The organism is Paenibacillus sp. FSL R5-0701 (assembly GCF_037973995.1).
Classification (GTDB): domain Bacteria; phylum Bacillota; class Bacilli; order Paenibacillales; family Paenibacillaceae; genus Paenibacillus.
Genome location: NZ_CP150230.1, coordinates 816,152 through 837,313 on the forward strand (window position 1 = coordinate 816,152; position 21,162 = coordinate 837,313).

A 21,162-nucleotide genomic window follows, 5' to 3' on the forward strand; every position below is an offset into this window, starting at 1 on the left:
TTTTTGTACAACTGGAAACTTTTGAGCCGATCGGAACGTCTTAGTTGTGCATAGGAAAATACAGGAATTAATGAAAAGAACAGCGAATCTATTTCGATGTTAACTAAATGCGAGAATGGGGATATGGGATATGAGGAAAGCGGGAGGAAAACAAGTGAAGAAGGTAATGTCAGCGCTGGCTGTATCGGCCATGCTGATGTCCGCACTTCCAACATCGGTCATGGATGCAGCCGCGAGGATCAGTATATATATTAATGATGCAGAGTTATCATCTGCTCAGGCACCTGTGATGAAAGGTGGACGGGTACTCGTTCCACTTCGGTCCATTTTTGAAGGATTGGATGCGAAGGTATCGTACACCAACAGAACCAAAACGATTGTTGCAACTCGCGATGATCAGGAAGTTAAATTGACACTCGGTTCCAAAACGGCATACATCAACGGGGAAGCGATCTCGCTGGATGTACCTGCAAACACGATTAAGGGTAACACGATGGTTCCAATTCGTTTTGTCAGTGAAGCTTTTGGAGAGAAAGTGTTCTGGAACTCACGCAATCAGCGTGTAGATATCAAAACAACGGCAACGCCTCCAGTGGATGAGACACAATATGCTGCATGGAACATCTACGGTTCGGTATCCGGAAGTAACGGAGATGGTCGTGACCTGACCGTGAGCTTCACACGTCCAACTTCAGAGAAGGCGGTATCTGCTTACCGGATTATGCTGGTGAAAACACGCGATGTGAATAGCTTTACGGAGTCCTCAGCAACTGCCGTACCTTCTGCGAACTATACATCGGTTACACCAAATGGCAGCAACCCGAAACTGACACTTAATGCACAGACGCGTGACGTAAACGGGGATTTGCTTAACAGCAATGAAACGTATCGCCTGTATGTACTGACTGTTGGAAACAGCAGCAATAATTATAAAAATGCATTGAACTGGTCTTCCCAAGCATTGAAGCTCAATAATGTGAAATCCACAGTACAGGCGGTTACAAGTCTGCGTGCCGCAGATATTAGTGACTATGGCGATGGCCGCGATCTGGAGATTAACTTCACGCAGCCGAGCACAACATCGAATATTACGTATTATCGTGCTTTTGTTGTTAAAGCGAAGGACTCTTCTGCATTTAATCTGGCTGCAGCGAACAAAGTTTCCAGTGCCAACTCCACGATCATATACAAAGGAAACAGTACCGCAGTGAAAAGCCAGTTGACTTCTTCGACACGGGATACGTCCGGCGAATTGATCAAAAGCGGTACAGCGTATGTGGTCTACATCTTGTCGGTAAGCACGAATACAACAACAGACAGCAAGCTGTCCGCAGCATCATCTTCACTTACGCTGTCCGTGAACACAGCAACGTCTCCGGTAATTACCCAGGTGAAGGATAACTCGGATTATGGAGATGGTCGTGATATTCAGGTGAGCTTCAACCGTTCATCGGATGAGTCCAAGGTGGCGAATTATCGCGTCTTCGTGGTACGCAACTCGGTTGCCAGCAGCTTCAATCTGACAACGGCGAGTAACCTATCCTCCAGTCTGTACTATACGGTGAATAAAACAGGTAACAACATTACAACGACTTTGCCTTCATCCATGAAGGACACAAGTGGTTATAACGTAACGAATCTGCAAGATTATCGCATCTTTGTGATGGCGGTGGGCAATCAGCAAAATGGATACACCAATGCGCTGTCAGCTTCCTCCACAGCTCTGAGACTGACAACGACCGGTAACGCGGGAGTCATTAGCAACCTGGCTGTTGCGGATATTGGTGACAACGGTGATGGGCGTGATCTACGGGTTTCTTTCAACAAAGCCGCGGATGAGTCCAGAATCTCTGCCTATAGAGTGTATGTAGTCCGTTCCGCTAATGTGGGCAGCTTCACACTAAGCGCAGCTAATGCGTCAAACAACTATACGCAGGTGAACAAAACGGGTGGTAACTTGTCCGTTACGCTTCCTAATGCATATGATACAAGCGGTTCCCTTATTTCCAATAACGTTTCCTATCGTGTATTCGTTATGTCAGTAAGCAATAGCGGAAACTCAAGTCAAAATGCGTTGTCTTCATATTCTTCTCAGATCACACTGACTGCGAACACGGCTGTTACCGCTCCGACCAGTGTGACTGCGAAGGACATCGCGGATAACGGAGATGGACGTGATTTGCGTGTGACATTTAATCGATCGTCGAATGAGACGAACGTGTACCATTACCGTGTATTTGTAGTCAAAACTTCCAACTTGAGTGGATTTGATTTGTCGGAAGCTAATCGGAACTCCAACTTTAAGGTGGTAAATAAAGCTGGAGGAAGCGGAGATTACACGGTGACTTTAGACGATACCAAGGCAACAGATAGTACAACTATTCGCAATGATGAGAACTATCGCATATTTGTACTTGCGGTAAGTAATACAGGTAATTCATCTAATGTGCTGTCAACAGCTTATGCAGATGTTAAATTGTCAGTAACTAGTGCAGTAGGAGCAGTTACCATTACTAAAATTGATTTCAAGAACGAAGATCAAGCAGCTGGTGATGTAACGGATGTGACTTTGAGATATACCGAACCAGCTTCCAAAGCAGGCATTGGACGTTATGTTGTTATGATTGCTCCGACAGGAAGCGCATTTGGGCTCAATGTAGCGAAGAATATAGCAAAAGAAAACAATTCCACTACAATAAAATCTGTGGAAACATCTGGTGGAAATGCCACACTTCCGGGTGTACTGTCTGATATCAATGGTCAAAAAATTGAAGCAGGCAAATCATACACAGTGTATATTTTATCTGAATCAAACGACAATAATCGTGAATCAAGTTTGGCTTCATATACATTCACGATTAATGCGAAGAAACAGACAGTGACACCAGTGCAAACGGTAACTGCTTTAGATGCAAAAGTAACTGATAATTTAATCAATGTAAGTTTCGATAAGCCAAATGAATTAGGGATTATTCGTTACGATGTGTACATTGTTAAAGAAGGAAGCGGTTCAGGAACTGCTGGGAAAGCTTTAAAAACTGTTGATACGGGTGGTACTTCTTCAGGGACAGCAATAGTGGATATTGGAAATTCCGCCAATGATTCAAATAATATGGCTTTTGGAGCGGGCAAATACAAAGTTTTGGTAGTCTCAGTGGTGAGTGAATCGACGAAATATACATCTGTCAGTGCAGAAAGAACATTTGATATTCCGCCAGCTTCTTCTGGCAATGGTCAGGGAACTGACAATAAGGGTGCGGGAACTTCAGGTGGTAATGGCACTCAATCATCTGCTGCAGACCCCTCTACGCCAGGTTCATGAATCCAGATAGACAAATGCGGTTGAAACGCATACTGGGTAATTAATTTTTAGGAATGACAGATTGTCAAACCAAGTGCGACAGTTCCTCTGTGAAAGATTCGTGAGCGGTTCTCCAACCCAAGCATTTTCGTGGTCTGTGGTTTATTAGATCTAGTGAACTGGCAAGATCTTCATCCTCGACTTGAGCGAGATCGGTGCCTTTCGGGAAAAACTCTCGAAGCAATCCATTCGCATTCTCATTGGAACCGCGTTGCCAAGACGAATATGGATCAGCAAAATAAACGTGCAGGTCATGGCTTGTTTCCAGATTGGCATAGCATGCAAACTCCTTTCCCCGGTCAGCCGTGGCTGTGAGGAAAGTGCCTGTGGGATACTGTGAGATGGCTACACAAGCGCAATTTCCATAGACAGAGCAGTGCGATCAGGCATGAGAATGGCGGTATATAGACGGGTTTTGCGTTCAATGAGCGTGGCTATGCATCCTTTACTTTTCCCACGACTAGATACGACGGTATCCAGTTCCCAGTGCCCAAACGTTTCACGAGAACGAACCTCTTGGGGACGATCCGAAATGGATCTGCCAATGGCAAATTTACCGCGAGTTTCTGCGGGTTTCTGACGCTTTCCTTTGTGCCGAAGAACCTGTAACGTGCCTTGAACCAGTCGACCTGCGTAGATCCAGCGATAGATCGTTTTGAAGGATACTGCTTGCAAGCCTTCGGTACGGAAGCGTTGATTGATCTGTTCCGGAGACCACGTTGCCTTCAGTTTTTCCTCCAGTGAAGCAGCTAAGGTGCTTGACCATTTACCTGAAGAAACAGAGGATTGACGACGCTTCTCATAAGCGTTCTGAGCGTGTTCTGCCTGATAGGGATACGATGAATTAGCACGATCTAGTTCGCGGCAAATCGTGGACGAATGTCTCCCCAGTTCTTTTGCAATAGCTCTTGAGCTTTTGCCTTGTCTGTGGAGGATTTCTAGCTTGCTGCGTTCGATTATGCTAAGATGTGAATAACTCATGGACTGATTCTCCTTGTGTGAATGCTGGTGTGGTAACTTTCATTCTACACGAATCAGGCTGTGAGCCATTTTTTTATTTCAGTAGGGTGTCGCACTTCATATTACAATCCGTCGAATTTAAAGCCATTAACTCCCTTTCCAACCGGAAAGGGAGTTTTTAATATTCCCGCGTAGACACCGCTTAACATCCTCGCGGCAATTCACTTGATAAAAAATTTGTCGTCAGAACGGTTCCTTAGACCAATGTTGCATTTGAACCAATTATTGGATAATAAAGGGAAGTTGGCTATATAGATTGAACTAACATTTACATGAAACGGAGTGGCCAGTGTAAATATCTTTAGTTCACCTTATGTAGAAGCCTATGAGCCGAAAGGAATGATGGAATGCTTGCATTTCGTTTGACGGGCCTGCCGGATTCCCGGTTGCCGCTGTACCTGTATTGTGTGGGCACGCAGGAAGAGAAAGTTCTGAATAGACCGAATGGATTTCCGGTGTATCAGTTGTTTTTGTCACACGGTGGGGGAGGGCAGTTCAAGATAACGGGAAAAGGGACATGGACGATGGGAGCAGGGCAGTTATTCATCGTGGAACCCGATATTGCGCATGAGTATGTGCCTCATACCAAATCCAAAGGGGAACTTGGTTATATCGGTATTGGCGGTACATCGGCTGGATCGGTACTACAATCCACGGGTTTGCTTCAGAACGAACCGTACCATATCTCGGGTTTTGAAATCATCTGGTCACGGATGACCAATCTCTGGCATGCGCTGGATCAAGGAGCAACGGAGATGTGGAACACATCAGCCCTTATCTACCAGCTTATTTTGGATATAGCACAATCGAAAATTCCATCTGATGTCGGCATAGGAGGTATTGGATCATCTAGGGCACAGGATGGCACTGTAAAACACTCTAATCGGGAGTCCGATCCGAGCAAGGATGCACTCATCCGAGCAGTAGCATTGATGCATACGCACTACCAGGATGACCTGTTATTGAAGCATGTTGCTGACGCAGTGGGTTATTCGGTGCAGCATCTCAACCGACTATTTCACCAGCATTATGGCGTGACAGGGCATCAATATATGCAGCGATTACGTTTGCAGAAGGCTTCGGACTGGATGGACAAGCATCCACGAGCAAGTGTGCGAGAGGCGGCAGAGACCGTGGGGATGGAAGTGAACTATTTCATTCGGATGTTCAAGCGGGAGTTTGGAGAGACACCTGGCAAAGGAATCAAACATCGGAACCAGCTCCAAATGGAAAAAGACCTCACGAATTCGTGAGCGTTCCCGTGCCCATGTCACGTGTACCTAATATCAGAAGGGTTTAAATTCGTCAGAACATGAAAAAGGGACCCTCAAGGCCCCTTAATCGCTTATATAACGTGTTATGCAGTTTTCTTTTGTCCAAATAAAGGTCTTAACGTTGCAAGCCCCACAACTCCAATCACCGCACTCACCCACGGAGCCAGTGCAAATACCGGCAGTTTATCACGCAGTGGATAACCTACAAAGAGCACAAGGACCACGATGACGATGTAGATGATGATTCCCTTAAGGTTAACCTTAGGTACGGTGTTCTTGTCCGCTCCTTCATCGTCGGGTCGCTCAGCAAGGCGGCGAAGCATCTCCACCAATGCGATCCCGCCAACTGCCGCAATGATCAGAGAGAACAGACTGATGTGTTGGAAAGGCTCCGTATCTCCGCCAGTCCAACCCACGAACAATCCCACACATCCTTGAATCAACATGACAAAAGACAAAGCCGCCCAAGCGATCATGGCATACCACTTTGGTGTCCGTTTCACAGGCTCTGGATTCTCGGTTGGCTGTGGTTCTACAGCGTTGGCATTCTTTTTCGATGAAGCTGTTGGACTATTACCGCGGGTTGGGCTGGATTCGCCCACCTCAACGGCAGCCGTCTTCTCCGGTGCTGTATTTGTAATCCCGAGCTGTGCATGGATGTCTTGTTCCAGATCAGGTCCGTATAACTCGCGAGCGGATTTGTTATCCAGCTGAGCCTGTACGATTGCTTTTCCTGCGGAGAGTATCCACTCTTCCTGTGTTCTCTCGTCCGCTGGCGCATGACGCGCAATTGTGCTGATCTGGTCATACAATTTCACATGTTCAGGTGTCATTCGACTCATCTCGGTTATTTGCCGATTCTGTATTTCTTTAAGCTTCTTATAGGAAATCCCCAATGATTGCTCCCCCTGTCTACACACGTTCTGATCTTCCAATGGTCTGAAGACCCTGACGGTATTTTAGTATACGGGAAGGGCTCTCGTTTCGCAAAGTTATTCCTTATAAAAAAGCTGCTCATGGTGGACCCATATCCATACACAGGCCAGTATAACACAGGTGCATAACAGCACCAGTTTACCGTGATGTTGAATCCATTCCAGTAGATGTTCCATGAATTCATTCCTTTCGGCAGAAGGATTCCGAGGCATATGCTGCCTATGTTTGTTCGTTTATTTTCCCCTGTTCATGTAAAAAAATACCCTCACGCCTCCCAGATCTAACGATTGTGTGAAGGATGCATAAAGAGCAGCCGATTCCATCACAATAGTAGCATTTCCAACAGAAATCCAAGATTGGAGTGTGCTTGTTATGGATAAACAAACAGAATTGACGCGGAAGCTGCTACTGAACAGCAACTCCCGTGGAGTCGTGGACGAAGTTGTATCCTTTGAAGAGAACCTGGAGGATACGGAGTATGCAGAAGAACTGACAGATGGCAATTTGAAGGGAAGAAGTTTCTGGGACAATAGTGATTCGGGTCATGAGCATGAGTGGAATGGGCGGGTGGAGACCCACGAGATGTTCCGTAGAAGCTACGAATAACGATCCTGCAACACTTGTTAGAATTCCAAATGATATCCGGGCCAGCTGTTATCAGCGTGGCTCATTTTTTTGCGGTCATCAACCGATAAAATGTAGAATAACAGTCGACGTAGAAAGGATTCTTACGTACGTTGACTTGAAGGTTACGGGATGATAATATATGAATAACATCTTAATACACACTAAACTTATCGGATTATATATATTTAATAAATGAAGCTCAACAGGCTAAGCGTGAAAGGGGAAATCGGTATGGAACGTCAGATCAGTATCCGTCATGGGCAGGAAGAATTAACAGCCACGATTCATTATCCGGTTGTGAAAGATATCAAGGAGGAGAAGAGCCAGCAACGGGTCCCTCTGGCGGTCATCTGCCACGGCTTTGTTGGTAGCCGGATCGGCGTGGATCGTTTGTTTGTAAAGACTGCACGGGAGCTGGCTGAAGACGGTTATCTGGTCCTGCGTTTCGATTATATCGGTTGCGGAGAGAGCAGTGGGGAGTACGGAGCGGAGGGACTGGAGTCCATGGTGCTGCAGACCCGATCGGTGCTGGATTACGCGGTGAATTGCAGTGATGTAGATCCTACGCGTGTTACGCTGATTGGTCATAGTCTGGGTGGTGCCGTTGCATTACTAACTGCTGTACGTGACAAACGTGTCAAAAACCTGGTTATGTGGTCCTCCGTGGGTTATCCATTCAATGATATCGTGAAGATTACGGGACGGGAAGTATACGATGAAGGCGTGAAACTGGGTGCGGCTGATTATCTGGGATACAAATTCACACCGACGTTCTTCGAGTCCCTAGCTGAACAACAGCCATTCCAGGAAGCAGTTAAGTTTAGCGGAGATGTACTCGTCGTGCATGGCACGTCAGATGAGATTATTCCTGTAGACTACGCATTCCTGTATCAAAAGGTATTCTGGATGCGCCAAGAGGGCCGCTGTGACAAGGAGATCATCTTCCAGGGCGATCACACCTTCTCTTCAGGTAAAGAGCGGGAACAGCTGATTACGCGTACCAGAGAGTGGCTTGGCGAACGTCAGAAGATCGAGCAGGATTGGCAGCACTGGATGATATAAGTGGCAGGATTACAACTGTTTGGGATGTCAGCTTGGAAAAGCGCCTTCTTAAGGGTAAAATAGAGGAGTAAGCATTCTATCCGTGTCTGGAGGTTGGCAGCAATGACATTACCCGCACTTTTCATTGCGCATGGTTCTCCCGCTCTGGCGGTGGAGAGCAATGACTACACTCACTTCTTGAACCAGCTTGGAGACAGGCTGCCGGCTCCGAAAGCCATTGTCGTATTTACGGCGCATTGGGATTGTCCTGAACCGTCCGTGACGATGGATGATACACATCAGACCTTGCATGATTTTTACGGATTTCCTTCTACGATGTATACGATGGAATACCCTGCATCTGGGCAGCCAGATTTAGCGAACGAGATATGTGCTTTGTTCACCCGCAGCAATCTGGCACATCAGCCGATTCGAGGCCGAGGGCTGGATCATGGCGTATGGGTACCGTTGCTCCATATGTATCCCGAGGCTAACATTCCTGTGATTGCTGTATCTGTAGACTCACTGCGTACGCCGCAGGAACAGTATGATATTGGCCGAATGCTGGAACAGCTGCGGCATGATGATGTGTTAATCATTGGCAGCGGTGGAACGGTTCACAATTTGCGATTGCTGGGCAATACGGATGAACCGCAAGAGTGGGCGGTGGAGTTTGATAACTGGATCGGGGAGCGCTTGCAGCAGTGGAACACAAGAGAACTGTTTCAATATGAGAAAAAAGCCCCTCATGCACGTACGGCGGTTCCGTCGTATGGTACAGAACACATTGCACCTTTGTTCTACGCCATGGGTACAGCGGATATGTCCCGATCAGCGAAGCGTCTATTCCAGTCTTACCCTTATGGAACGCTCAGTTTGAACTGCTGGCAGTTTGGAGACGGCGTGTAACTTGGAACAGACAACAGCCTGATTATGGTGCTTGAAGCCAGTTTCGTACGAATAACGTGTATTAATGCATACAATTACAATATATAAACAAAAAAGAAGGTTACTGTACACCCTTGATGGGCTACAGTAACCTTTTTTCAATACAAGGACTTATTCATGCAATAGATCTTTATTTGCGGATTTCGAACAATTCACAGTCTGTACGCGAATGATAAGCGAGCTCACTGACACTGGATTGTACCACTACGGTGTTGCTGTCAAAACGGATAATGATGCCACCGGAGTCAATCTGGTGATTATCTTTAAAAACTCGAACCTTATACTTCATATTCATGGCTTCCTGGAAGTCCGCATCGGTCTCGAGACGTCGCTGGGTCGGCATATCCTGTACTCCTTTGAAGTTCAACTTTATTTCATCATAATACGATTTTCTGTGGATGGGCAAGTCAGTCAGGCATTCGGGCTGATTTTGAAAAGTAAAAAGCCCTGCTCTCCAGGGGGATTGGGAGCAGGGCCGAGAATTCTATGAATGATTGCTTAAGCTGTTTTTTGAGTAGGGCTAATCGTTGGTGTGTCTTTAGGAAGATTTCCTTTGTTGTTACGAGTGAACAATCCGCGAAGGTAAGGCAGTACCCAGTGATCCAGACCAATTTTACCTGCATTTGCACCAGCAACGACAAGGAAGATTTCCATTACAACCAGTTGAGCATTCGTGCTTACTGTTCCCGAGAAGAGGAACGCGAAGTTCATGACCATAGCCATCAGTGCTGCTAGTGTAGTGAAGCAACCGAGGATGAGACCCAAACCTACAAGGAATTCACCCAGTGGGATAACGAAGTCGAACAGTCCTGCGTTTGGTACTGCGAATTTCTCAAGGAACGTTGCCCACCAAGCTTGGACAGCCGGGTGATCACCTGTTGCTTTTTCTACCGCACCGGCCAAGAACCCGCCAGCTTCGAATCCGCCGGTCAATTTGCTCCATCCGTGAGTCATCCAATCATAACCGATATACACCCGAAGTACTGTCAAAATCCACATTGCCACTTTGTTTTCTCTAAGCCATTGGTTGAAGCTGAACATATGAACCACTCCTTCATGGAATTTAGTGTGTGTTGTTTTTTTCTTTTTCTAAGTGATCACCTTTGATGTCTTTATTGTATAGTTCAAAAGTCGTTTTGTTTGTGATTAAAATCACAATCTAGTTCAAATTTTAAGTAAGGTTTGAGAAGTTCACATTTAGGACATATTTTTCTCGCAATACACTGTTTCAAATGTGAATTACACGCTGTATCAAGGCCTTCTAGGCGCAGACAAATCGGATGGGGTGTGATTAAATGGAAAGAAATACGTGAAATGGTTGCCCACATGAGACATATATCACAACTTAGAACCAGGCCATATCGTTCAGGAGGTCCTATATTGAAGCTTTTTAAATGGAACAAAGCAGCATCGGCTGCATCTCTCTTTATTCTCTCATTGAGTCTTGTTGCCTGCCAAAACCAGGAGGCGACCCATATGCCACTTCAGCCAGAACCGACACCCGCACCTGTTCAAGAAGAACAGAACGTGGAGGAATCCAACACGTCTCTCTATACAGCACCTCTGACGGGTCTGCCTGTAGATGAAGCGATTACGCGTCGACCACTCGCCGTAATGATTAATAATGCACCAGCAGCTCGGCCCCAATCGGGTCTTAGTTCAGCCGATATCATTCTTGAAGTCCTCGCTGAGGGAGGCATTACCCGTTTCATAGCCATCTTCCAGAGTGAAGGCGGTGCGGAGACGGTTGGACCTGTCCGCAGTATACGTCCATATCTGATTGAGCTGGGCGAGAGTTATGATGGGGTACTTGTTCACGCCGGAGGCAGTCCGGAGGCGTATTCCATTTTGCAAAGGCAGCAGAAACAGCATATGGATGAAATTTCGAATGGTGGACCATATTTCTGGCGTTCCTCTGATCGTAAAGCTCCGCATAATCTATATACTTCAGCGGACAAGCTGAGAGAAGGATCAGATATCAAGGGTTATAGCCATGACTTCAAGTCTCCCGTATACATCTATAACGAAGAAGGCGCGACATCCGCAGGAGAGGCAGTGAAGCAATTCGATATCCATTATTTATTGGATAGTTACCGGGTGACGTATGATTATGATGAAGTTAGCGGACGATATATGAGAATGGTGAATGGCAAGGCAGATCAGGATCTGGATAATGGCACTCAACTTGGCGCAGCGAACATCATTGTGGCAGGTGCAGATCACAAGGTGCTCGATAGTGTAGGTCGGTTGTCCGTTAATTTGGAACAGGGCGGGGAAGCCATGTTGTTTCAGAAGGGCAAGATGATTCGTGGGCAGTGGGTGAAGAAGCAGGGGGATATTATACGATTTGCTCAGGGTGGTAATGAAGTTGCTCTTGTGCCGGGTAAAACCTTTATCAGCATTGTTCCCAATCAACCGGAATTTTCCAGTCACGTGAAGCTGGCTGTGCACCAATAAAAGGATGTAATGAAAGAAAACAATGAAACATGTATCCATTTTGTTGTCAAAAAGGCATTATAACTTACCTTATCGTGAAAAGTAGAATCGTGTCGATTCTGTATTTTGATGTCGAATTGTAAACGCAGTGTAAAATCTTGACTTGAATTTACCATTATTCCAAATAATTAAGATTCATTTCAGATTAATGTGATAAGAATATAAAAAAGGATCACACCTTTTGTACAAACCATGAAACAAATATGATAAGATATCAAAGGTTGTCATTTCATGTTTCATCGGTTATCAGCAATTTTTCTCGTAAAGGGGATAGAGCTATGAAGCTTAAGAAGAAGAAGGATATATTTTTTGAGACACTGGAGAACATGGCAGATACGGTTGTTCAAGCGGCGGATTATTTCTCCCAGCATGTTTCCAACCTTCAGGATGTGACTCTTTTCGCTAATGAAATGAAGAAGTACGAGTCGAAATGTGATGATTTCGTGCATACGATTATTACAGAACTCAACAAAACATTTATCACGCCGATCGAACGCGATGACATCATGGAGCTGACAACAACACTTGATGACGTATTGGACGGACTCGAAGCAACGGCTTCCCGTTTCTATATGTACCAATTGACTGAACCGGATGAATTTATCGTTCAGTTCTCTGAAATTTTGCGCCAATCGGCTTACGAAATTCAGAAGGCGATCCATCTGCTGTCCCAGAAAAAATTGCTGGCTATTCGTGAGTACACCATTCGTTTGAATGATCTGGAAAACCAGGGCGACGAAGTGCTTCGCATGTGTATCAAACATCTCTTCGCTACCGTGTCTGATCCGATTGAACTGATCAAGCGTAAGGAAATTTACGAGCGTCTTGAGACAACAACGGATGCTTGTGAAGACGTAGCGAATGTGCTTGAATCCATCATTATGCGTAATTCTTAAGGAGCCAGAGAATAATGGAAACAACGATTTGGGTATTAGGTATAGTCGTCTTCCTTGCACTGGCGTTTGACTTCATCAACGGTTTTCACGACACGGCCAATGCCATTGCGACTTCGGTCTCAACCCGAGCGCTGACGCCACGTCGAGCTATTCTTATGGCAGCGGTGATGAACTTTGTCGGTGCGATGATGTTCACAGGTGTTGCGAAGACGATTGGGGGGAGTGTGACCGACCCCACCACGCTGGATAACGGGATAGAGGTCGTCATAGTCACCTTGATATCAGCGATTATCTGGAACCTGGTTACATGGTGGTTCGGTATTCCGTCCTCATCCTCACATGCACTTATTGGAGCCCTTGCAGGTGCCGTACTCGTTGGCGCAGGATCTGATAAAGTGAAATGGAGCGGATTCATTGATATCGTCGGTGGTTTGTTATTATCACCTCTGATCGCATTTGCGATAGGTTATGTGGTCATGACGATTCTCAAATATATTTTCGCCAAACGCAGTCCGCATAACGTGAACAAAGGTTTCCGTACGGTACAGATTTTCACGGCAGCACTGCAAGCATTCACGCATGGTACGAATGATGCACAGAAAGCGATGGGGATTATTACGTTTGCTCTGGTTGCAGCAGGTGTGCAGGATAATCTGGATGTTCCGCTGTGGGTTAAAATCTCAGCAGCAACTGCGATGGCTCTGGGTACATCCATTGGTGGTTGGAAAATCATCAAAACGATGGGTACCAAAATCTTTAAAATTGAACCGATCAACGGTTTTGCCGCGGATCTGTCAGCTGCATCCGTTATTTTCACAGCAACGTTGCTTCACCTTCCAGTTAGTACAACGCACGCGATCACATCAGCTATTCTGGGTGTGGGCTCCGCGAAACGTTTCTCTGCGGTGAAATGGGGACTTGCTGGACGTATTATTATTACGTGGTTCATTACGATTCCGATTACTGGGGCACTGGCAGGATTATTGTACTGGATTATTTTCTAAAAAGAGAAGTTATCCCGAACAAATTCGGAGTTACCAGACAATCTGTTCATAACTGTGTGAATATCGGGATATGTGGATAAATATACAACCAAAATCAAGAGACGCCTGTGCATGAACGTGTGGACAGGCTGGATATGTGGATAGCCATCCGTGGAATGATAAACCAAAAGAAGATATTCCTGTGGATACAGGGAACTGTGGATAGGGAAATGAGAGAAGCCAACAGGGTTGGCTTTTTTTGTTGTCGAGTTTGAATGCGTCTGTGGATATTTTGGACACGTGGGAGACGTACCTATGGTTAAAGTTGTACAATGACGTAAAGATACAGGACAAGGACGTGGTCTAATTTATGATTCGTACACTCGCCATTACACGAGAACATCAAGTCTCCGTTAACGTACCACTTACACAGCTGGATCTGAACGATTACGCCTGGGTATGGGCCGATTTTAACCAGCCAACGGAAGAGGAAAGCCGTTTGCTGGATACATATTTTCATTTTCACCCTTTAGCTATTGAGGACTGTCTGCATGTATTGCAGCGGCCTAAGCTTGATTATTATGATAATCTGCAGTTTCTTGTGCTCCATGCATTGAACCCGTCCACACTGGAAGCCGAGGAGGTTGACTTGTTTCTCGGATCAAACTTCCTAGTGTCTTTTCATCATGGCGTATTGGAGGAAGTGGATGAAGCGTGGGAGCGCTTGTTGCACCATGCACATGAACGAACCATCTGGGCGCGAGGTCCGGTGGCAGCAGCCTATACGGTGATGGACAAGCTGGTCGATCATTATTTTCCGTCTTTATTTGCGATTGAGGATGAACTGGCTGAACTGGAGAACCGGGGTGGACAGGAGTCAGTTGAAGACTTGATGAACCAGGTGTTTGATCTGCGGACTCGATTGCTGAAGCTGAGACGAACGGTAGTACCGATGCGGGATCTGCTCTATCGGGTGGTCAATTCCCAGCATGTACAGCGAACAGGTGAACATACGGCTTATTTTACCGATATCTATGACCATTTATTGAAGCTGACGGATATGATTGAAGCTGATCGGGAGATGACCGCTGACCTGCGCGACAGTTATATTTCCCTGAACTCCAACCGGATGAATCAGATCATGAAGACACTCACGGTGATTACGACCGTATTTATGCCACTCACACTGATCGCGGGTATTTATGGCATGAACTTTGCCTATATGCCTGAGCTTCAATGGAAGTTTGGGTATGGTGCGGTGCTGCTGTTAATGTTTGTGCTTGGCGGGAGCATGGTGGCCTGGTTTGTAAAACGGGGCTGGTTTAAGTAGGAACAAGTGTAATCAGATGTTAGTAACATGAACTTGTAATAACGTGTATCCACAGGTAAAATATAACGATATGTGAATAGATTCTGAATGAATTATCCATACATATCATTGTGGAAGGATGGGATACGATGAGATTGGCAGAGGCTCTTGTACTGCGAGCAGATGAGCAGAAGAAGATAGCTCAACTCAAGCAACGTCTGGAACGCGTAGTTAAAGTTCAGGAAGGTGAACAGCCAGCAGAGGACCCGCAGTTGCTTATGATCGACCTGGAGAATACGATCAGGAACCTGACGGTATTGGTTAAGAAAATTAATAAGACCAATGCACAGACTGACTTCACAGCTGGAGTTACGCTTGCAGATGCCCTTGCAGAGCGGGATGGAATCATGCAAGAAAGAGCATCGTTTAACGAAGTTTTGCAGAATGCGTCCATTCGCCAGGATCGGTACAGTCGTTCTGAAGTGAAGTATGAGCGAACCGTGAACATAGCAGATATTCAACATAAAGTGGATAGTCTTTCGAAATCCTACCGGGAACTGGATTTTAAAATTCAGGAGAAGAACTGGACCATAGACTTAATCGAGGAATAAAACTGCGTCGGTAACCCTATCCAAATGAAGCGAGCATAACCCACCAACGGGAAGTTGGAAACCTGGTAGACGCTGGGCCATGTCTAACCCACATCATCATTTAGCCCAATATTGTTACAAGAATGCGCAGCATGGATGTATCGTGTATCTTTCTAATTGTTACGACCATATGCAGGTCTTTGGATAGCGGTGAGGGTGGGTAAGGGGATTTGCAGTTGAACTACATATGAAGAAGGCCACTGGGCCATGATCTCGGGCAGAAATAACTGTCGGGAGATGATGCTTGCCAGGTGGCCTTTCTGATTCTTCTATTAGAAGTTTTGAAAAAAAAGTATCCACATGTGAATAAGTTTTTGCTGAAACGAACTGTGTATAACTTATGATGTCTTCCTGTTACTCCACTTCAAGAACAAAAGAAGTCGTTGCTGCCTCTTTACCATTCACAACAATCGTTAGTGTATGTAGTCCAGCATAATATTTTCTTGTTGTAATGATTTTGAACGATTGTTTAGTGGCTACCTTGGTTCTGTCTGTCGGGTACATTTTATCGGAGCATTTGAATCGTTTGGGAGCCTGCTTGCCGTTTGCCTTCATATAACCCATCTCATATTCAATTCGCAGCATCTGTGACTCGCCGCTCTCATTAACGACATCAAACGAAAAGTGAAGATCCTCGCCAATGCTAATCGTATCCTGGACAAGCTGAAGCTGCTCAATGTGAATCGAATCCTGCTCGTTATAACCAAAAAGACTTAGTGCTTTACTATGTCCTTTCTTCAGCAATGACCTGCTGGCATGCCGGACAATCCAGTCTGTGTGTACATGTTGTCCGTACCAGGTCGTGGCCAGATCCATAACCAGTTCAGGGTGGTCCTTGGAGATGTCATTTAGATGATTGGCGACACTTTTGCGAACATAGAGGGACTCGTCCTGTTTCAATGCATGCAGAATCGGAAGTACAGGTGTTGGATCAGTGATAAAGTTCTGGAGTTTCGCACCCCATGGCAAACGTGGCCGGCTGCCCTCACTGGCAAGTCTGCGGATATGCTCGTTGTTGCTCTCTGCCCACGCCATCATATGTTTCATCGTTTGGATTGGATAAAGTTCAATAAACGGGCGTACCGCGAACTCCGAGCTGGAATAAGGTGTGAAGAGGGTCAGATACTTCATGGATAACTCGTAATCCTCTGGGTCAAGTCCGTTCACTTCGATAAAATCCGGTACAAACAGATATTCAACGCCTCTCATCGTAGGGGCGGCTTGTTCGATAATATGTAATGCTTCCTCATAATTGTCCGGCAGTACCTGGGTCAAAGCCAGTGTGATTCTGCGAATGCGCGCTTTGAATTCCAACTGTTCCCAGCCTTCGGCGAAAACCAATTCATGAAATTGCTGTGTATCCAGCTTAGGGTAGAATTGACGCATCTGTTCGCCGGTCCGATCGATTAATGCGGGAGTGTATTTGTCTTTGATAAGTTCCATGGTCCGCCTCCTTTAGTTACTATCCAGTATACCTCAAATTACAGAAATAAGAACGTAAGTTCCTGAAATTTATTTGTATACGGATGAACGGTGTTAAGGCACCCGCCTTCTGTAAGGGGGTGCCTGAATTTTTTTTAACCTTTGCGACTTTTGGGACGGCGCTTTGTGGAATTGGATTTGCGACGGACTGGAGTTGGATTGCGGCGACGTGTAGCATTCGTTGTTTTGTTCCGACGTTTGTTTTTGCGTTTGCGGGACGGCTTATATTCTTCATAGTCTGCATCGGCCGCGCTGCTATCCGTTTTTCCTTTTCCAAAAGGCAGAATGCCCATAACGAGTTTCATCATCGGAGCCATCTGCTGGATCCCACCGACGACCTTTTGCATTTTGCCTATTCCACTCATGATTCCATCAATACCGCCGAAGCGGTCGATCATTCCTTTTAACTCACCGATGTTGGCTAATGAAAAGCCGGAACTGCCAGTAGCAGGCGCCGGTACCGGAGCTGGGGGAAGAACCTGAGCTGCACCTCCATAAAAGTTTCCGCCAGCCACACCCTGCCCATAGGGTACGACTGCAGAAGCTTCGACTTCACCAAAGCCCGGGTAGTGTGGTTCTACGCCAGGATACATCGGTTGAATCTGAGTTTCATTTAAAGACCGTGGAACCACACCGGGCGGCATATAGGCAGAAGTATGCGCCTGCCGATGAGCATGAGAAGACGGACGCTGCCCTGGTGCTGGCTGGCGGTGATAATAATGCTGTGGCATGAACAATCACGTTCCTTCTATTGGATTTCGGAATTGCGTTCCATGAGTTGCATGACAGATGTACATCATAGACCCTTGTGGAACTCCCTTTTGTTATACTGTATGTCATTCGCGGAGAGACGGCGTAGGCGGGTATCCCGGAAAACGGGATATTTGCGGATTTGGGCGCATGTAAGATGGCAGGTTCACGAAGAGTAAAATGAAGTTTAGACACAAAATTGTAACATTTAGGAGGATTGAAATCCTACATAAGTAATCGGATATATACAGGTGAAAACTGGGAAAAAGCGCGGAAATTTCGCCCGATGTACACGAGGGGAGGACAATAGTACCTTTTGTAAGCGGTAACATGTATTTTTATTCTGTAGTGCGTGAAATCGGTAACGCTTGAAATACCAACTCAGGGTGAGTACAATGTAGGTACACAGTAACCGCTAGGGGATGATGATGAAATGCAGCTGAAAAAGCTAAATGATAAAAGCATTGAACAACTATTCGAGGCTATTTTGACGCTAAAAGATATTGAAGAGTGTTATGTTTTCTTTGATGACCTCTGCACAGTTAACGAGATCCAATCCATGTCCCAGCGGCTGGAAGTGGCTCGTATGTTGGGTAAAGGCAATACGTATAACCAGATTGAAGCAGAGACAGGTGCGAGTACAGCTACAATTTCACGTGTGAAACGCTGCCTGAATTACGGTAATGATGGTTATAAAATGACGCTGGAACGCCTGGGACGCTAACATGAAGAAGCCGGGTGTACTCATCATCAGTCACGGTTCACAGGAGCAGACCTGGGTGGAATCCGTCGATGACGCGATCTCCCGGTTGAATCTGCCTGTTCCATTACCGGTTGAAGCCGGTTTTCTTGAACTTGTGGAAGGACGCCTGATCCAGGACGGTATCGACCGACTGGAAGCACAAGGCGTAACCGATATTCTGGTCGTACCTCTATTTGTTTCGTCCGGCAGTACACATGTGGATGAAATTGAATATGCCATTGGTGCAAAGGAAACACCTGATCGCGAAACGGATCTGGAACCGTTCGATGTGAAGGCTCGGGTTCACTTCGGTTATCCGGTGGATAACGATCCGGATATTGCCGTGATGGTGTGGGACAAAGTCCGAGTACTGTCGCAGCAACCGGAGGAAGAAACGATTCTGCTGGTTGGCCATGGGAGTATTCATGATGGTTTTCGCGAGCGTTGGGAAGCCGGAATTTCTTCCCTTGCAGAGCGTGTGCAGGAAGTTAGTGATGTAGCCCATACGGATTATGCATTGCTGAATCCGGAGAGTGTGTACGACAAAGTGAAGTATTGGAGCGAAGAGCGGGGGAACCGAGTCATTGTGGCGCCGCTGTTTTTGAGTGCCGGTTATTTCACGAGGAACGTTATCCCGGGTCGGTTGCAAGAACTGAACTATGTGTACAGCGGTGAGACACTGTTGCCACATCCATTGCTTGGGCAGTGGCTGGAGCGCCAGATCCAGATTTTGCTGGAGAGATGTAATGAAGTTAAAGCTTCTTCTTGAAGTGATCGCTTTGGCATAGGTGTGTGATCGCATCGCTCGTAGTAATGCAGTATCAATTGATTTGAACTCCATAGCTTCATAAACAATCAAACCACGTCGAAGGACGTGGTTTTTGTTTGTTGTAGATCACTTGAAAGAGATTGGGTTATCCATTAATGGGTGCGTGCAATTGCAGATGTAGCTCCAGTAAATTTATTAATTGGTCAACGATCTCCTCGGCCGGATAAGGCATGGAATTCATAATCCACCACTCCAGGAGGCCCACAGCAGCGGAAGCAAGAAACTGTATGGTGATCTCTTTTTTCATACCTTCCTGGATGCCACAGGCATCCATCTGTTCCTCCACTCCCTGGACCAACAATGTCATCAACTTACTACGGAACGCTGGAATACCTTTTTTAGTTAGAAGTGTGGTATAGGTAGAGGCATGCTGTTCCAGATAACTGAAGGTTCGGAGCAACGCATCCTTGGCCGTAACGGGTGTTGTAGTAGGGCTTTCGATCATACAGGCATCCAACAACCGCTGCAAATAGGTCTCAATGCATTGATCCAACAGGTCGAACTTGTCAGCGTAATGCAAATAGATGGTTCCTCGGTTTACATTAGCCCGATCAGCAATATCGTTTATCGTAATTTGCTCAAAATCCTGTTCCTCCAGTAACCCCACAAAAGCTTCAATTATTGCCTTTCGTGTCTTGAGTACTCGTCTGTCCATGGCCCCTCCTATGATGGTTTTCAACAATAAGGAATCATTCGTTGATTATTCAACAAAAACGGATATTTTAACGATTGAAGCACAGTAGGTGCTTTGTTACTCTTATTTTATCAACAAATGTTGATAAAACAACGATTATTTATAAACTATGAAATTGAGGGATAACCAATGAAGATATTAGTGTATGGTGCGGGGGTTTTGGGCAGTCAACTGACGCATGTTCTGGTGCGCGGCGGCAATGAAGTCACCATTCTGGCCAGAGGGAAGCGGGCAGAGGAGCTGGAGAAGGATGGACTCGTCATCCGGCATTTTTTTCAGTTCAAAACGACAGTTGATCAGGTTCGGGTAGCCAGAACGTTGGAAGTGGATGACCAATATGATCTGATTTTTGTTGTCATGAAGTATAACGATTTTCCTTCAGTGTTACCTATTCTGGCAGACAATCAGAGCAGCAATATTGTGATTGTGGGAAACAACGCAGATGCACGAAGCATGCAAAACTTTTTGGAGGAAAACAGCAGGGTAGCAAAACAGGTCGCGTTTGGATTTCATGTGAGTGCAGGGAAGCGGGAAAAGGACCGCATGTTATCGGTCGGTGGAGGCAGCGGACAAATGGTAATCGGCAGTCTGGACGGAGAGATAGGCTTTAAACCTTTGCTGGACCAAGCTTTCCAACATGTGAAATACAAGTTGAATGTTCTGAGTGATATTGATGCCTGGCTGAAAAGTCATATCATCCCGATTCTGATGCTTAATGCGGTGAGCTTTAATGAGAAGCGTGAGTTGATCAAGTTGGACGGGAACAGAAAGCAAATCCAACATATGATTAGGGCGATGGATGAGGGCTTCAGCGTGCTTGAGGCTATGGGCATAACGATTATACCGGAGATTCAGGCTAAAATGATTCGCAAGCATCAACGGATGTTGCACCTTCTGTTGAAGATCTATAGTGTGCTTCCAATTCATAAGCTGATTGCGGGTTCTTTTGGAGAGATTGAGGCGTTAAATAATGCATTTAACGATTGGAAAAAGACAACAGGCACCCCGACTCCCCATTGGGATGTATTGAAAAGAGATTTTACTCCCCTTAAATGAAGTGTTGCTCATTCCCTGCATACCGACTACAATAAAACCAACTAATAAAATGGGGATAAGGAGATATA

The 21,162-nt window shown here is 45.9% G+C and carries 19 protein-coding genes and 1 pseudogene; 13 read left to right on the top strand and 7 right to left on the bottom strand.

Annotation, left to right across the window (positions count from 1 at the left end):
- Nucleotides 1–154 precede the first annotated feature (154 nt).
- Nucleotides 155–3,322, top strand: a complete 3,168-nt coding sequence (locus tag MKZ13_RS03795) for a copper amine oxidase N-terminal domain-containing protein (RefSeq protein ID WP_339181882.1) — start codon at nucleotides 155–157, stop codon at nucleotides 3,320–3,322.
- A 64-nt stretch (nucleotides 3,323–3,386) separates the two neighbouring features.
- On the opposite strand, the pseudogene MKZ13_RS03800 reads toward MKZ13_RS03795, so the two are convergent.
- Nucleotides 3,387–4,342: pseudogene (locus MKZ13_RS03800) on the bottom strand (IS30 family transposase).
- Between the two features lie 386 nt (nucleotides 4,343–4,728).
- Between MKZ13_RS03800 and MKZ13_RS03805 the strand changes: the two are divergent.
- On the top strand, nucleotides 4,729–5,634 hold the full coding sequence (locus MKZ13_RS03805) for an AraC family transcriptional regulator (RefSeq protein WP_339181885.1): 906 nt from the start codon (nucleotides 4,729–4,731) through the stop codon (nucleotides 5,632–5,634).
- Between the two features lie 104 nt (nucleotides 5,635–5,738).
- On the opposite strand, the gene MKZ13_RS03810 is transcribed toward MKZ13_RS03805, so the two are convergent.
- Nucleotides 5,739–6,551, bottom strand: a complete 813-nt coding sequence (locus MKZ13_RS03810) for a hypothetical protein (protein WP_339181887.1) — start codon at nucleotides 6,549–6,551, stop codon at nucleotides 5,739–5,741.
- Nucleotides 6,552–6,963: 412 nt separating this feature from the next.
- Between MKZ13_RS03810 and MKZ13_RS03815 the strand changes: the two genes are divergently transcribed.
- The 3 genes from MKZ13_RS03815 to MKZ13_RS03825 all read left to right on the top strand — a co-directional run bounded on the left by MKZ13_RS03815 (nucleotide 6,964) and on the right by MKZ13_RS03825 (nucleotide 9,168).
- On the top strand, nucleotides 6,964–7,197 hold the full coding sequence (locus tag MKZ13_RS03815) for a hypothetical protein (RefSeq protein WP_047840502.1): 234 nt from the start codon (nucleotides 6,964–6,966) through the stop codon (nucleotides 7,195–7,197).
- A gap of 252 nt (nucleotides 7,198–7,449) precedes the next feature.
- Nucleotides 7,450–8,280: an alpha/beta fold hydrolase gene (locus MKZ13_RS03820; RefSeq protein WP_036606057.1), complete on the top strand. Its 831-nt coding sequence runs from the start codon at nucleotides 7,450–7,452 to the stop codon at nucleotides 8,278–8,280.
- 102 nt (nucleotides 8,281–8,382) lie between these two features.
- Nucleotides 8,383–9,168, top strand: a complete 786-nt coding sequence (locus MKZ13_RS03825; protein ID WP_017690674.1) for a class III extradiol ring-cleavage dioxygenase — start codon at nucleotides 8,383–8,385, stop codon at nucleotides 9,166–9,168.
- 169 nt (nucleotides 9,169–9,337) lie between these two features.
- Here MKZ13_RS03825 and MKZ13_RS03830 read toward each other — a convergent pair whose 3' ends face one another.
- Nucleotides 9,338–9,550, bottom strand: a complete 213-nt coding sequence (locus MKZ13_RS03830; protein ID WP_017690673.1) for a hypothetical protein — start codon at nucleotides 9,548–9,550, stop codon at nucleotides 9,338–9,340.
- A 155-nt stretch (nucleotides 9,551–9,705) separates the two neighbouring features.
- Nucleotides 9,706–10,248, bottom strand: coding sequence for a DoxX family protein (locus MKZ13_RS03835; RefSeq protein WP_237178137.1), 543 nt, complete (start codon nucleotides 10,246–10,248; stop codon nucleotides 9,706–9,708).
- A 339-nt stretch (nucleotides 10,249–10,587) separates the two neighbouring features.
- On the opposite strand from MKZ13_RS03835, the gene MKZ13_RS03840 reads away from it, so the two are divergent.
- The 5 genes from MKZ13_RS03840 (at nucleotide 10,588) to MKZ13_RS03860 (ending at nucleotide 15,502) form a co-directional block, all read left to right on the top strand.
- Nucleotides 10,588–11,664, top strand: a complete 1,077-nt coding sequence (locus tag MKZ13_RS03840) for a DUF3048 domain-containing protein (protein WP_339181893.1) — start codon at nucleotides 10,588–10,590, stop codon at nucleotides 11,662–11,664.
- Between the two features lie 317 nt (nucleotides 11,665–11,981).
- Complete coding sequence (locus MKZ13_RS03845; protein ID WP_221818723.1) at nucleotides 11,982–12,599, top strand: DUF47 family protein; 618 nt, start codon at nucleotides 11,982–11,984, stop codon at nucleotides 12,597–12,599.
- 14 nt (nucleotides 12,600–12,613) lie between these two features.
- Complete coding sequence (locus MKZ13_RS03850; RefSeq protein ID WP_036668387.1) at nucleotides 12,614–13,603, top strand: inorganic phosphate transporter; 990 nt, start codon at nucleotides 12,614–12,616, stop codon at nucleotides 13,601–13,603.
- 349 nt (nucleotides 13,604–13,952) lie between these two features.
- Nucleotides 13,953–14,912 carry a magnesium/cobalt transporter CorA gene (gene corA / locus MKZ13_RS03855; protein ID WP_036668386.1) on the top strand — a complete coding sequence of 320 codons (960 nt, stop codon included), beginning with the start codon at nucleotides 13,953–13,955 and terminating at the stop codon, nucleotides 14,910–14,912.
- A gap of 128 nt (nucleotides 14,913–15,040) precedes the next feature.
- Nucleotides 15,041–15,502, top strand: a complete 462-nt coding sequence (locus MKZ13_RS03860) for a DIP1984 family protein (RefSeq protein ID WP_339181898.1) — start codon at nucleotides 15,041–15,043, stop codon at nucleotides 15,500–15,502.
- Nucleotides 15,503–15,895: 393 nt separating this feature from the next.
- Here MKZ13_RS03860 and MKZ13_RS03865 read toward each other — a convergent pair whose 3' ends face one another.
- Nucleotides 15,896–16,984 carry a DNA alkylation repair protein gene (locus tag MKZ13_RS03865; protein WP_339181900.1) on the bottom strand — a complete coding sequence of 363 codons (1,089 nt, stop codon included), beginning with the start codon at nucleotides 16,982–16,984 and terminating at the stop codon, nucleotides 15,896–15,898.
- Between the two features lie 134 nt (nucleotides 16,985–17,118).
- On the bottom strand, nucleotides 17,119–17,754 hold the full coding sequence (locus tag MKZ13_RS03870) for a hypothetical protein (protein ID WP_339181903.1): 636 nt from the start codon (nucleotides 17,752–17,754) through the stop codon (nucleotides 17,119–17,121).
- Nucleotides 17,755–18,206: 452 nt separating this feature from the next.
- Here MKZ13_RS03870 and MKZ13_RS03875 point away from each other — a divergent pair, with 452 nt between their 5' ends.
- Nucleotides 18,207–18,497 carry a YerC/YecD family TrpR-related protein gene (locus tag MKZ13_RS03875; RefSeq protein WP_017690665.1) on the top strand — a complete coding sequence of 97 codons (291 nt, stop codon included), beginning with the start codon at nucleotides 18,207–18,209 and terminating at the stop codon, nucleotides 18,495–18,497.
- 1 nt (nucleotide 18,498) lies between these two features.
- A complete protein-coding gene (locus tag MKZ13_RS03880) occupies nucleotides 18,499–19,284 on the top strand; it encodes a CbiX/SirB N-terminal domain-containing protein (protein ID WP_036606050.1) in 786 nt (261 codons plus the stop codon).
- Nucleotides 19,285–19,429: 145 nt separating this feature from the next.
- On the opposite strand, the gene MKZ13_RS03885 is transcribed toward MKZ13_RS03880, so the two are convergent.
- A complete protein-coding gene (locus MKZ13_RS03885; protein ID WP_036606049.1) occupies nucleotides 19,430–19,999 on the bottom strand; it encodes a TetR/AcrR family transcriptional regulator in 570 nt (189 codons plus the stop codon).
- Nucleotides 20,000–20,167: 168 nt separating this feature from the next.
- On the opposite strand from MKZ13_RS03885, the gene MKZ13_RS03890 reads away from it, so the two are divergent.
- Entirely contained in the window at nucleotides 20,168–21,094 is a 927-nt protein-coding gene (locus tag MKZ13_RS03890; RefSeq protein WP_339181907.1) for a 2-dehydropantoate 2-reductase N-terminal domain-containing protein, read from the top strand.
- Nucleotides 21,095–21,162 lie beyond the last annotated feature (68 nt).

Excerpts from the sequence above, each read along its gene's own strand:
- MKZ13_RS03815 (WP_047840502.1), top strand. The coding sequence starts at position 6,964 with ATGGATAAACAAACAGAATTGACGCGGAAGCTGCTACTGAACAGCAAC.
- MKZ13_RS03865 (WP_339181900.1), bottom strand. The coding sequence starts at position 16,984 with ATGGAACTTATCAAAGACAAATACACTCCCGCATTAATCGATCGGACC.
- MKZ13_RS03830 (WP_017690673.1), bottom strand. The coding sequence starts at position 9,550 with ATGCCGACCCAGCGACGTCTCGAGACCGATGCGGACTTCCAGGAAGCC.
- MKZ13_RS03870 (WP_339181903.1), bottom strand. The coding sequence starts at position 17,754 with ATGCCACAGCATTATTATCACCGCCAGCCAGCACCAGGGCAGCGTCCG.
- MKZ13_RS03825 (WP_017690674.1), top strand. The coding sequence starts at position 8,383 with ATGACATTACCCGCACTTTTCATTGCGCATGGTTCTCCCGCTCTGGCG.
- MKZ13_RS03885 (WP_036606049.1), bottom strand. The coding sequence starts at position 19,999 with ATGGACAGACGAGTACTCAAGACACGAAAGGCAATAATTGAAGCTTTT.
- MKZ13_RS03875 (WP_017690665.1), top strand. The coding sequence starts at position 18,207 with ATGCAGCTGAAAAAGCTAAATGATAAAAGCATTGAACAACTATTCGAG.
- MKZ13_RS03880 (WP_036606050.1), top strand. The coding sequence starts at position 18,499 with ATGAAGAAGCCGGGTGTACTCATCATCAGTCACGGTTCACAGGAGCAG.
- MKZ13_RS03845 (WP_221818723.1), top strand. The coding sequence starts at position 11,982 with ATGAAGCTTAAGAAGAAGAAGGATATATTTTTTGAGACACTGGAGAAC.
- MKZ13_RS03835 (WP_237178137.1), bottom strand. The coding sequence starts at position 10,248 with ATGTTCAGCTTCAACCAATGGCTTAGAGAAAACAAAGTGGCAATGTGG.
- MKZ13_RS03860 (WP_339181898.1), top strand. The coding sequence starts at position 15,041 with ATGAGATTGGCAGAGGCTCTTGTACTGCGAGCAGATGAGCAGAAGAAG.
- corA (WP_036668386.1), top strand. The coding sequence starts at position 13,953 with ATGATTCGTACACTCGCCATTACACGAGAACATCAAGTCTCCGTTAAC.
- MKZ13_RS03805 (WP_339181885.1), top strand. The coding sequence starts at position 4,729 with ATGCTTGCATTTCGTTTGACGGGCCTGCCGGATTCCCGGTTGCCGCTG.
- MKZ13_RS03890 (WP_339181907.1), top strand. The coding sequence starts at position 20,168 with ATGAAGATATTAGTGTATGGTGCGGGGGTTTTGGGCAGTCAACTGACG.
- MKZ13_RS03820 (WP_036606057.1), top strand. The coding sequence starts at position 7,450 with ATGGAACGTCAGATCAGTATCCGTCATGGGCAGGAAGAATTAACAGCC.
- MKZ13_RS03850 (WP_036668387.1), top strand. The coding sequence starts at position 12,614 with ATGGAAACAACGATTTGGGTATTAGGTATAGTCGTCTTCCTTGCACTG.